The sequence below is a fragment of the Nocardia sp. JCM 38205 genome, from assembly GCF_058222935.1.
Map to the genome: position 1 here is coordinate 529,453 of NZ_JBYHFL010000001.1, position 11,069 is coordinate 540,521.

Genomic DNA, 11,069 nt, shown 5'->3' on the forward strand with positions numbered 1-11,069 from the left:
ACATGCGCAAGGCTCTCATCGTCGGTATCGACTACTATGAACACGGCGCCTGCCTGCAAGGCTGCGTGAATGACGCCCTCGCCGTGAAGTCAATCCTCGAACGGAATGCGGACGGCACCGTCAACTTCCTCTCGCCTAAGGTTCTGACCGCGACCAGGCCTGAACAGGCCGTAACCAGACAACAACTGAAAGAGTCTGTGCAGCAGCTATTCATCGATGACTCAGAGATCGCCCTGTTCTACTTCGCCGGCCACGGCACCGTTGAGTCCACCGGCGGATACTTAATAGCCAGCGACACCGCCCGCGCCGATGACGGGCTATCACTGAACGATGTCATGACTTTCGCCAACGGCTCAAGAGCTAGGAACAAGATCATCATTCTCGACAGCTGCCACAGCGGTGCTCTGGGCAGTAAGCCACTGGCCCAAAGCACCAGCGAGCTGGCGGAAGGTGTGACGATCCTGACCGCCTCGGCCGAACACCAGTACTCCGAGGAGAAGAACGGATCCGGGGTCTTCACCTCCCTGTTAGTCGACGCACTGAGTGGCTCGGCGGCAAATCTGGTTGGTGACATCACCCCTGGCAGTGTCTACGCCCATATCGACCAATCACTCGGGCCGTGGGAGCAACGGCCGGTGTTCAAGACCAACGTCGATTCCTTCGTTTCGCTCAGAAGAGCAGAGGCACCGATCGATCTGATGCACCTGCACTCTCTGACCACGCTCTTCCCGACCCCGGACCATCATTTTTCCTTGGACCCGACCTACGAACCGGAACGGAACTCCGATCAGCGGGAAGCTGGCATACCGGAACCCGACGAAGAGAACACACGAACATTCAGGGTCCTGCAGGAGTTGGTGCGTGTGAACCTAGTACGACCTCTCGGGGCGCCACACATGTGGCACGCCGCGATGGAGAGCAAGGCATGTGAGCTGACAGTACTTGGACAGCACTACTGGAGCCTCGTGCGTCGTGGTCTGATCTGACGATGCCTACCGACCTCCAGCATTACCTGGACCTGCTTCGCTCTCCGCAGTTGTTGGAGCGCCTCGCCGCAATCGAGCACGAACGGTGGGCGCACTGGCAGCAATACATGCACTCACGCTGCGCAACGGGCCCGGACGGATCGTTGACGATTCCTGCCGAGCTGGTCAAACGCTGGTCAACACAGATGTCGACGTCATATGAGGATCTGCCGGAGGATCAGCGGGAGAGCGATCGGGAACAGGTCCGCCGATACCTACCGATCTTCGAGGAGCTCCTCCGCTCGGAGACCTGACACGCGTCCGCGCCCCTCGCTTTGCTACCCCGAGACCGAGGGAGGCTCCGGCATGTAGTTTTCGCCAGGGCGTCGCTCCGCTACACAGTGGTGGAGAAGGCCAACCAAATTGCTACACAGCGCTGGCGGCGACGCTCAGCGACGAGACGACCGTCGAACACGCCCAAGTATCCTGAGACCAGGGCGCTCGAGCTTCTGCGCGTCGCCGGGATCGAGCGGTTCGCGAATCTGGGTGCCTAACAGCAGCCATCTTCCGGCAACCGGTTCGCCGCTACACGTCTTTTGTGGTGAATGACTCTTCGATGGTGGCCAGGCGCAGAATGGCGTAGCCGCGGTGGATAGGGTCGAGTGGTGACCTGGACCGTCGGCTTCGACCTGGATATGACCCTCATCGACTCGCGGCCCGGTGTCGCGCGGGCGATCGATGTCGTGGCCGCGGAGTACGGGCTGGAATTGCATGGTAGTGCGCTGGCCGAGCGGCTCGGGCCGCCGATGGCGATGATCCTGGCCGACGCCGGTGCGCCAGAGGCGCTGATTCCGGCGCTGGTGAAGCGGTACCGCGAGCTCTACCCCGAGGTCATCGCCGATATTGCGGCCATGGCCGGAGCCGATGCGGCGATTGGTGCGGTGGCCGAGGGCGGTGGGCGCGTGCTCGTCGTGACCGGGAAACACCAGCCGCATGCCGAGCTGCACATCCGTCACCTCGGGTGGCCGATCGACATCGTCGCCGGAGATCTGTGGTCCGACGGTAAGGCGGTGGCCTTGCGGGAGCATGGTGCGCAGATTTTCGTCGGCGACCACGCCGGTGATATGCGTGGCGCCCGCGCGGCCGGTGCCTTCGGGGTGGGCGTCGCCACCGGGCCGTGCACCGCCGCGGAGCTCCGCGCCGCGGGCGCCGGCATCGTGCTGGACGATCTGACGGAGTTCCCGGGCTGGCTGGTGGAGTTCGCGGGCGCATCGACCACGCCGAGACATCCCTGACCGGAACGAGCACACACCGCGTGCCGCCAGCGTTTCACTCGACCGGCCCATCGCGAAAGGCGGCCACCGCCGGGTGCCCAGCGCAGGGTCCCCGCGACGTCGGCGGTGCTACTCGCCCCGACCACCGCCAGCGGGTGCAGCCCCTACCACGTAAGTGACCTCACAGCTACCCGATGGGCTGTTTCGGGAGTGATACCGCTGGTCATCGACCTGACTCACTCGTCGTCGTCATCGTCGGAACGCCGATCGCGCGCCGGCGGCCACCACACCGCGGCCGCGATCACCGCGAGCGGCAACCCGATGGCGATGCCGAAGCCGACCGCGACGCTCACCACGCCGGCCCGATCACGGTCCAGCGGGCGAACGACAGCCGCGGGCACACTGTTTCGACATCGCACAGATGCATGATCGCGTCGAGGGACAAGGGATCGACGTGGTGCGGCGCGGGCAGGATCACCGCATCCACCTCGGCCGCACGCACTTGCTCGACGAGCGGTAGGTGAGAGCCTTCCCTCCCCCACACCAGGATGTAGCCGAGCCGCCGCGCCAATCGCTGCATCTGCGCGGAATCCCACTCCGGTGCGGTGGTGATCTCCGGGTCGATCCACCCGAATGCCGTTGGTTGGTCACGCATCGCCTGCCCCCTCGGTCGAATGTTGGACTGCTCCCGCCGCCGAGGTCTGCCGCCAGCCCGGCGGCGGGGCCTGGAATACATTCGCTACCGGTGGCTTCGGGGAGTACCAGTCGAGTAACAGTGCGGCCGTCCGGTCGCGCCCGCATCGGTACGCTCGACAGGGAACGACCTGAACTCCCCACCGATGGAGGGGCGCGGTGACAACTACCGGTGATCGGATCGCCGGCCTGCGTAAGCTCGCGGGCCTCAAACAAGTTCAGCTCGCACAACGAGCGCGCTACAGCGTGTCGATGGTTCGGGCCGTCGAACAAAATCGTGAACCAGCCTCGCCGGGCTTCGTTGCGGCTGTCGCGGGCGTGCTCGGTGTCGAACCCGAATACCTGACCGGGACTCCGTACTACGAGCTCATCGAGGAAGACGGGCCTCTCGAAGGCCTTGCCGAGCTCCGTTCGGTACTCGCTGAAGGGCCGTATGTCCGGCCGATCGAGCCCGCGCCGCTGCCCGAGCTCGCGGCCGAGATGGCCGCGATCGACCTGGCCTACCGCAACGACAAGGGGCGCTGGGCGCTCGCGCGAATTCCGGTGCTGCTACGGCAGTTGTACGGCGCGCTACACGCCGCGCCCGACGGCGAGCGCGGCCCCGTGTTGTCGCTGCTGTGCGCCGCGCACGTGACCACTGAGCGCCTGTGCAGGCGTTTCGGCTTCACGAATCTGGCGCCCTCCGTGCTCGATCGGCTGGAATGGGCAGCCGCGCAAGCCGACGACCCGCTCTACGCCGCGCAGGCGAAGATCAAGCGCGCCCGTATCCTGATGTACCACAACGCGAACGACGTCGGCATGCCGCTGGTCGAGCAGGCCCTCGACATGATCGAGGGCGATACGCAGGCCGCGAATGCCGTCCGCGGATACGGGCATCTGTGCGGGGCGATCGTCGCCGCGCGCGGCATCCGACCCGATGTCGCCGCCGACCATCTCCGGCATGCGCAGGTGCTGGCTCCACGGATGCGGGGAGAATCGGACCTCTACGGGACCCTGTTCGGTCCGGCCAATGTCGGCATTCACTCCTGCGCCGTCGCGCTGGAATCGGGTGATCCGGACAGGGCCGCGCGCCAAGGTTCGGCACTCGAACTGCCCGCCGGCATTGCGCCTCCGCGCGCAGGCCACCACTGGCAAGACGTGGCGCGCGCCTGGGTGCTGGTCGGCCAGCCGGACAAAGCCCTCCGAGCGCTCTACACCGCCCGCGCCGCCGCTCCTCAGCAAACCCGCCTGCACCCCTCGGTCCGCGAGACCGTCTACGCCATCGCCTCCGCCCAGCGCCGCCGGTCCGACAACCTCCTCGGTTTCGCGCACTGGCTCGGGGCCAGTCTGTAGTTCGCACAGGTTCGGAGGACTTCGCACAAGTTGTGGCACCCCAGTTCTCGCCACACCCTGTGCGAGGTCGAAACAATGGCTGGGGGGAGCGGCGGCTCGGGGGGACGTAGTGTGGGGGCGTGAGCGCCGATCCGTACTGGAATCACAACACGCATTACCATCCGTGGCTGATCGCGCAGGTGCCGGAGTCCGCTCGTACCGCGCTCGATGTGGGGTGTGGCGACGGGCTGCTGGCGGCGAAGCTCGCCGATCGCTGCGGATCGGTGCTCGGTGTCGACGTGGACGGTGGGATCATCGCCGAGGCCGCGGTTCCGGCGAATGTTCGTCTCGCGCAGGCGGATTTCCGGGAGCTGGACCAGACCTTCGATGTCGTGACTGCGGTGGCGACGCTGCATCATGTGCCGCTGGTCGAAGGGCTCACCGCGCTGCGCGATCTGGTCGCGCCGGGCGGCACGCTGGCCGTGGTCGGGCTGTGGAAGATGAGTATCGGCGCGGACGCCGCGTATCTTCCGCTGCTGCCCGCGATCTGGGCCATCGATAAACGCCACGGCGGCAGCCGGGGGCCGGGTTTCACCTGCCGCGATCCGGAGGACACGCTGCCGGAGATCCGCGCGGCGGCCGCCGACGTGCTGCCGGGCGCGCGGATCCGGCGCAGACTGATGTGGCGTTACACCCTGCTGTGGCGTAAGCCCGCGTGATCAGCGCAGCTGTTCGATCACCGGGGCGAACGCGTCCATGTACGGTTCGAGCACCGTGATGTAGGAGATGCCGTACTGTTCGCGCCGTTCGCGCAGCCGCTGCGCCATCTCGGCCGGGGTTCCGAACAGCAGGGTCGGCAGCTCGTCGGGTGCGTCGCCGGGCAGGACGTGCCCGTATTCGTCCAGCAGGGCGGCGCGTTCGCTGGGCGGCACCACCGCCTGTACCAAGATGTTGAGTTCGACTCGCTCGGCGCGCTCCCCCAGCAGCTCTCGCACGTACCGGACCCGTTCGGTAGTGGCTTCCACGCCGGCGAGCGTGAGTGCCCCGCCTCCCCTGGACGCCGCACCGGTGAGGCCGACGATGTCGGCCTGGGTGGCGGCCAGCTTCAACAGCCGGTCGCCCCAGCCCGCGATGAGCAGCGGCGGCCCACCCGGCTGCACCGGCCGCGGCTGATACTCGGAATCCGCGAACAGCTTCCGCAGCGTGGCGACGGTGTTCTCGAGGTGGGCAACCCGCTGACCACCCGTGCCGAACGGGATGCCCGCCGCCTCGAACTCGGCCTGCACATAGCCCGCGCCGAGCCCGAGTTCGACGCGCCCGTCGGTGAACTGATCCACGCCGGCCACCTCGCGGGCCAGCAGCACCGGGTTGTAGAAGGGAGTGTTCAGGACGAACGTGTTGAGCCGGACCCGCTCGGTGGCTTCGGCGGCGAGCACGATCGTCGGGAACGGTGCGGGCAGCCCGAGATGATCGGCCACCCCGACCACGTCGTAGCCCTGTGCTTCGGCCCGGCGGCATTTGGCGACCCACGCCTGCCTCGACTCCGGGACCACCATGTTCACACCGAACCGGAACTCACGCTGTGTGCTCACTGCTCTTGTGTACCAGGACCGTCGGTGTGCGCCCGGAACTGGGAGGCCCGAGTCGTTCGCCGCAAAATCTCCCGACGCGGCAACCGCACCCGGCTGAGCCGGCGCGAATCTGCTGACGGTGAACGGCCGGATCGCGTCAGCCGCCGCCGGCGGTCCCCATATCGACGCAGCGTCGCCCGCCTCCCAGCCCGCCCGCGCCGCCTCTCTGCACAGGACGGCGCGGGCGGACGCAGGACGCCGGGTGCGCGAACCGCGATCAGCAGGCGACGCAGGCGGCGGCGGCCACGCTCGCGCCCGACAACGCCGCCGCCGACGCGGCGACCCGGCCGGAGCGCCACCATGCGGAGACCCGCCGCGCGGCACCGGTATCGGTGTCCGCGCTATTCCCCTCCCGCCGGCGCAGCCGACGAAGCAATCCGAGCATCGCGACGATCAACGTTGCGGTGATCATGAGCGGACTCCTTACGTGTGAGCAGGTTCGGCCGCACTCGAGCGGGCACCCGAGGGCATCGGCACCATGCCGAGCCGCAGCAGGCTCTCAGCGGTGTCGCGCACCGACTCGCGGACCGGGCGCATGGTCCAGCCGAGTTCACGTCGGGCGCGTTCGGCACTGAGGCGATCGACCTGCCCCAGCGACGGAACCGTGAGCCGCACGGTCTTGTCCACCACGGCGATGGCGCGCACCAGCAGATCGGGCAGTTGACGGGTCGGCACCCGGAAGCCACGCGGGCCGAATTCCTCGGCCAGCAGGCGTCCGAGATCACGCATCCAGAGATGTTCGCCCGCACAGATATAACGTTTGCCCGCCGCCTCGGGCGTTTCCATGGCCAGCCGGTGCGCGACCGCGAGATCCCGCACGTCGACCGTCGCCCACCCCACCCGTGGCGAGCCGGGGACCTGTCGGCCGAGCAGCATCCGCACCGGTTCGTGGGAGGTGCTCGTCGCCGTCGACAGCGCCGGGCCGAGGACCATGCCCGGATTAACGACCGTCAGCTCGGGGCCCTCGGGGTTCCCGGCGGCGAACTCCCAGGCCGCGCGCTCGGCGAGGGTCTTGCTCTTCTGATAGGCGGGACTGCGCTCCACGACGGTCCAGTCGGCCTCGGTGCGCACCGCGTCGGTGCGGTGACCGTGCGCGATGGCGGCGATCGAGGAGGTCAGCACGACCCGTCGCACGGTGCCCGCGGCGGCGGCCGCCCGCAACACCCGCAGTGTGCCGTTCACGGCGGTGTCGATCATTTCCTGTTCGTCGTCCGGCGGTGCGGAGGGGAACGGTGAGGCGACGTGCAGGACGTAGTCGCAACCGGAGACGGCCGCGGCCCAGCCCTCGTCGTGGTCGAGATCGGCGGCGGCGAACTCGATCTCGCCACCGGCCCGCTCGGCGAGTTCGACCAGGTGCTCGCGCTTGCGCGCGTCGGTGAGGCTGCGCACGGTGCCGCGCACCGCGTATCCGTGGTTCAACAATTCGGCGATGACGTGCCCGGCGATGAAGCCGGTGGCGCCGGTGACAAGTACTCGTGTGCCCATGATGACAACCCATCGAGAGAAGGAAGGACGCGACGCATCTAAGCGGCGCTCAGATAATCTAAACACTGCCCAGATTGGTTTGTCCAGTGTCATTCGCATACGCTCGGACGGTGACCCGGACCTCGTATCACCACGGCGCCCTGCGTGAGGCCTTGCTCGCGGCCTGCCTGCGGTTGATCGAGACCGAGGGCATCGCGGCGGTGAGCCTGCGCCGGGTGGCCCGTGAGGCGGGGGTGAGTTCCGGTGCGCCCTACCACCATTTCGCCGACCGGGCCGCGCTGCTGGCTGATCTGGCGACCGAGGGATTCCGGAAGCTCGGCAGCGACGTGGCCGCCGCCAGGGACGCGGCGCCTACCCCACTGGCCGGATTGACCGCCATCGCCGACGCCTATGTGCGCTTCGCCCGGGACAACCCCGGTTACTTCCGGCTGATGTTCCGGCCGGAGCTGTCCCAACCCGACAAACACCCCGAGACCAGGGCCGCGGGTGAGGCCGCCTTCGCCGTGCTCGCCGACGCGGTCGCCGAGTGCGTCGGCGCGGGCGAGCTCCCCGCAGACAAGGCCGACACGCTCGCGGTGACGCTGTGGGGCCTCGCGCACGGCCTCGCCTCGCTGTGGCTGGACGGGCAGCTGGAGAAGCGCAGCGCGCTGATGGGCACCACCGCGCCCGAACTGGTCGCCGACATCATGCGCAACGTCAACGCCCTGATCGCTCCCGGCTCCTGAAACAACCGGCTTGCGTCGGCGCGCCCCGGCCCGCATCCTGAGCACGTGTTCGTCGCGCCCCGTTATGGAACGGGTTCCCTGTCCGATCTGTTTCCCTCCGTCCTGGCCGGTTTCGGGGTCCCCGGCGAGCACGATCGCCTCGGGCTCGAGCTCGGGGTGGACCGGGTGTGTGTGCTGCTGATCGACGGTCTCGGCGCCGAGGCACTGGCCGAGCACGCCGAGGTGGCGCCGTTTCTGTCCGGCCTTGCCCCCGCCGTGCTGACGGCCGGCTTCCCGACCACGACGGCGACCAGTGTCAGTTCCCTCGGCGCGGGCGTGCCGCCCGGTGAGCACGGCATCGTCGGCTATCTGTTGCGAGTGCCGGGGCAGGACCGGTTGTTCGATCCGCTGGGCTGGCGGCTGTTCGGCGCCCAGCACAAGGGCGATCTGCTCGAACAGCTCGTGCCCGAGCAATTCCAGCCCGGCGCAACGGTCTTCGAGCGGGCCGCCGCGCACGGTCTCACCGTGACGCAGGTGGCACCGCGCTACCAGGCGGGCTCCGGGCTGACTCGCGCGGTGCTGCGCGGTTGCGCGTTCCGGCCCAACTTCTCGGTGGGCGATCTGGTGGCGGGCGTGGTCGAGGCGCTGGCGGAGCCGCGTTCGCTGGTCTACGCCTACCACGGCGAACTCGACACCACCGGGCATGTGCGCGGGCCGTCCTCGCAATCCTGGCTGCTCGAGCTGGCGCACGTGGACCGGATCGCCGCCGATATCGCCGCACGCATGCCCGCGGGTTCGGCGCTCATCGTCACCGCCGACCACGGCATGGTGGAACTCGGCGACACGATCGATTTCGATGCCGAACCCGGCTTGCGCGAGGGCGTGCACCGGCTCGGCGGAGAACCGCGCGCACGCCACGTCTACACCACCGACGGCGCCACCGACGACGTGATGTCGGCCTGGCGGGAACGCCTCGGCGCCGGATTCCAGGTGCTCACCCGCGCGGAGGTCATCGACTGCGGCTGGTTCGGGCCGACGGTATCGCCGCAGGTGCATGAGCGGATCGGGGATCTGGTGGTGGTGGCCCGCGATACCGGCGGGGTGGTGCGCACGCACGCCGAACCACTGCAATCGGCGCTGCCCGGCCATCATGGCTCGCTCACCCCGGCCGAGATGAACGTCCCACTCCGCGTGTTCACCAGCTGAGCCTGCGACGCCGTGTCGGCCGGGCCGCCTAGGCTGTAGCCGACGGCCGGGCGAGGTGGCTCGGCCCGCCGACCAGGAGGATCACATGAACGCCACCATCGCACGGGTCGGCCTCGCTTGCACCGCCGCGGCCGCCGCGCTGGTGCTGGCCGGCTGCGACGACGTCGAACGCGCCCTCAACCGTGGCGGCGACACCCCGTGCCGGGAGTACGTGCAGCAGGACCCCGACACCAAGCGGATGACGGTCACCAAGTTCATCAAGCAGCTCAACAACATCGACCACGAACCGGCCGGCACCGCCGTCGATGCCACGATCATCCAGGTCGATCTGCTGTGCAGCTTCCAGCGCAATGCCGAGACCCCGATCAAGAACGCCGACGTGGCGGGCATTTTCATCAACAAATGACGCAGCGGTGAGCGTTGTGCGGCAAAGCGTCCCGCGAGCGGGTTCGGCTGCGCGAGGATAGGACGCGCAAGCAGGCCGGTCGGGGCCCGACCGGCGCCCGGACGACGAGAAGGACTGCGTGTGGCACGGTTTCGCACCCTGACCCAGCAGCGCACCGATCTCGAAAAGGAATGGGAACGCGTGGCCACCGCCCCTGGCGCTGCCGCCCGGTCCCCGAATACCTTGCTACGCACCGAGGTCGCGCAATCGTGGCGGCGCTCGCTCGGCACGGTCGACCCGGGGTGCACCGGCGCGCCCGGCCTCGACGATATCGGTGAGCGGTGGGCCCGCTCGCCGCTGCGGGTGCCGATCACCGAGCTGTCCGGCGCGCTCAACGACGTCGCCGTCGACGCCGGATACCTGGCCGCGGTCACCGACGCCTCCGGCGCGATCCTGTGGTCCGGTGGTGATCGCGCGGTGCGCCGGCGCGCCGAGCAGGTCAATTTCGCGCCGGGCGGCTGCTGGGACGAGGCGCACATGGGCACCAACGCGGTCTCGATGTCGCTGCTGACCGACGCCCCGAGCACGGTGTTCTGCGCCGAACATCTGGTGGCGGCCCTGCACGGCTGGGTGTGTTATTCCGCCCCGATCCACGCCCCCGACGGCAGACAGGTCGGTGCGCTCGACCTGTCGAGCTCCTGGGACCGGTCGCATCCGCTGGTCATGTCGTCGGTGCGCGCCTTGGTGACCGCGGTGGAGACCATGCTGCGTAGCGCGCAACCGCCGCCGCCGGCCGGATTGCGGCTGGAATGCCTGGGTGAAGCACGCCTGACCCGCGACGGGTGTACGATTGCGCTGCGCCCGCGTCAGCTGGAGATCCTGACCCTGCTCGCCCTCGAGCCCGACGGCTTCACCCCCGATCAACTGCACGCCGCCCTGTACGGCGATCGTCCCGTCACCGCCGCCACCCTCAAGGCGGAGGTCTCCCATCTGCGCCGCGCCACCGGCGGTCATATCGGCAACCGCCGTTATCTGCTCACCGGCCCGATCTCCTGCGACGCGGTCGATCTGCTGGCCGCCATCGCCGCGGGCGACACCACCTCGGCGGTGTGGCTGTATCGGGGTGCGCTGCTGCCGGGTTCGGATACGCCCGGAATCGCACAGTGGCGCGCGCATCTGGAAGTCGGCGTCCGCAATGCCGTGCTGGCCGGTGAGCGCGCCGATCACGCCGTCACCTTCGGGGAGCGTGTGCCCGATGACGTCGAAGTGCATGAGCACGCGCTGCGGCTGCTGCCGCCAGGTGATGTGCGGCGAGCGGTCGTCACGGCGCGTCTGCACACCGCGCTCCGCGGCTGATCCGCGCACCCTGCTCGCACACCGCCCTCTGGCCGCACAGCCCCGCTACCCGACCTGCC

General features: G+C 68.7%; 13 protein-coding genes. 9 read left to right on the forward strand and 4 right to left on the reverse strand.

What is annotated here, in order from left to right:
* Window positions 1–2 precede the first annotated feature (2 nt).
* The 3 genes from AC4HOU_RS02450 (at window position 3) to AC4HOU_RS02460 (ending at window position 2,260) form a co-directional block, all read left to right on the forward strand.
* Complete coding sequence (locus AC4HOU_RS02450; RefSeq protein WP_194990163.1) at window positions 3–986, forward strand: caspase family protein; 984 nt, start codon at window positions 3–5, stop codon at window positions 984–986.
* Between the two features lie 2 nt (window positions 987–988).
* The gene (locus tag AC4HOU_RS02455; RefSeq protein ID WP_194990162.1) at window positions 989–1,279 is read left to right on the forward strand and encodes a hypothetical protein; all 291 of its coding nucleotides are present in this window, start codon (window positions 989–991) and stop codon (window positions 1,277–1,279) included.
* Window positions 1,280–1,630: 351 nt separating this feature from the next.
* A complete protein-coding gene (locus AC4HOU_RS02460) occupies window positions 1,631–2,260 on the forward strand; it encodes an HAD family hydrolase (RefSeq protein ID WP_194990161.1) in 630 nt (209 codons plus the stop codon).
* A gap of 328 nt (window positions 2,261–2,588) precedes the next feature.
* Here the strand turns inward: AC4HOU_RS02460 and AC4HOU_RS02465 are convergent, their stop codons facing one another.
* Complete coding sequence (locus AC4HOU_RS02465) at window positions 2,589–2,894, reverse strand: hypothetical protein (protein ID WP_163810808.1); 306 nt, start codon at window positions 2,892–2,894, stop codon at window positions 2,589–2,591.
* Window positions 2,895–3,091: 197 nt separating this feature from the next.
* Between AC4HOU_RS02465 and AC4HOU_RS02470 the strand changes: the two genes are divergently transcribed.
* Entirely contained in the window at window positions 3,092–4,264 is a 1,173-nt protein-coding gene (locus AC4HOU_RS02470) for a helix-turn-helix domain-containing protein (protein ID WP_163810806.1), read from the forward strand.
* 119 nt (window positions 4,265–4,383) lie between these two features.
* Entirely contained in the window at window positions 4,384–4,962 is a 579-nt protein-coding gene (locus tag AC4HOU_RS02475) for a class I SAM-dependent methyltransferase (protein ID WP_195019524.1), read from the forward strand.
* Here AC4HOU_RS02475 and AC4HOU_RS02480 read toward each other — a convergent pair whose 3' ends face one another.
* The 3 genes from AC4HOU_RS02480 to AC4HOU_RS02490 all read right to left on the reverse strand — a co-directional run bounded on the left by AC4HOU_RS02480 (window position 4,963) and on the right by AC4HOU_RS02490 (window position 7,359).
* Window positions 4,963–5,835, reverse strand: a complete 873-nt coding sequence (locus AC4HOU_RS02480) for an LLM class F420-dependent oxidoreductase (protein ID WP_195019525.1) — start codon at window positions 5,833–5,835, stop codon at window positions 4,963–4,965.
* 256 nt (window positions 5,836–6,091) lie between these two features.
* A complete protein-coding gene (locus tag AC4HOU_RS02485; protein WP_194992065.1) occupies window positions 6,092–6,286 on the reverse strand; it encodes a hypothetical protein in 195 nt (64 codons plus the stop codon).
* 11 nt (window positions 6,287–6,297) lie between these two features.
* Window positions 6,298–7,359 (reverse strand): SDR family oxidoreductase, encoded by a 1,062-nt coding sequence (locus AC4HOU_RS02490; protein ID WP_194992064.1) that lies wholly within the window; start codon window positions 7,357–7,359, stop codon window positions 6,298–6,300.
* A 110-nt stretch (window positions 7,360–7,469) separates the two neighbouring features.
* Between AC4HOU_RS02490 and AC4HOU_RS02495 the strand changes: the two genes are divergently transcribed.
* The 4 genes from AC4HOU_RS02495 (at window position 7,470) to AC4HOU_RS02510 (ending at window position 11,010) form a co-directional block, all read left to right on the forward strand.
* Window positions 7,470–8,084: a TetR/AcrR family transcriptional regulator gene (locus AC4HOU_RS02495; RefSeq protein ID WP_163810796.1), complete on the forward strand. Its 615-nt coding sequence runs from the start codon at window positions 7,470–7,472 to the stop codon at window positions 8,082–8,084.
* Between the two features lie 45 nt (window positions 8,085–8,129).
* A complete protein-coding gene (locus AC4HOU_RS02500; RefSeq protein WP_175585800.1) occupies window positions 8,130–9,269 on the forward strand; it encodes an alkaline phosphatase family protein in 1,140 nt (379 codons plus the stop codon).
* A gap of 85 nt (window positions 9,270–9,354) precedes the next feature.
* On the forward strand, window positions 9,355–9,675 hold the full coding sequence (locus AC4HOU_RS02505; protein WP_163810794.1) for a hypothetical protein: 321 nt from the start codon (window positions 9,355–9,357) through the stop codon (window positions 9,673–9,675).
* Between the two features lie 120 nt (window positions 9,676–9,795).
* Window positions 9,796–11,010, forward strand: coding sequence for a sigma-54-dependent transcriptional regulator family protein (locus AC4HOU_RS02510; protein ID WP_195019526.1), 1,215 nt, complete (start codon window positions 9,796–9,798; stop codon window positions 11,008–11,010).
* Window positions 11,011–11,069 lie beyond the last annotated feature (59 nt).

Bases quoted from the DNA above. Each gene is read 5' to 3' on its own strand.
- AC4HOU_RS02450 (WP_194990163.1), top strand. From the start codon at position 3: ATGCGCAAGGCTCTCATCGTCGGTATCGACTACTATGAACACGGCGCC.
- AC4HOU_RS02455 (WP_194990162.1), top strand. From the start codon at position 989: ATGCCTACCGACCTCCAGCATTACCTGGACCTGCTTCGCTCTCCGCAG.
- AC4HOU_RS02465 (WP_163810808.1), bottom strand. From the start codon at position 2,894: ATGCGTGACCAACCAACGGCATTCGGGTGGATCGACCCGGAGATCACC.
- AC4HOU_RS02485 (WP_194992065.1), bottom strand. From the start codon at position 6,286: ATGATCACCGCAACGTTGATCGTCGCGATGCTCGGATTGCTTCGTCGG.
- AC4HOU_RS02490 (WP_194992064.1), bottom strand. From the start codon at position 7,359: ATGGGCACACGAGTACTTGTCACCGGCGCCACCGGCTTCATCGCCGGG.
- AC4HOU_RS02505 (WP_163810794.1), top strand. From the start codon at position 9,355: ATGAACGCCACCATCGCACGGGTCGGCCTCGCTTGCACCGCCGCGGCC.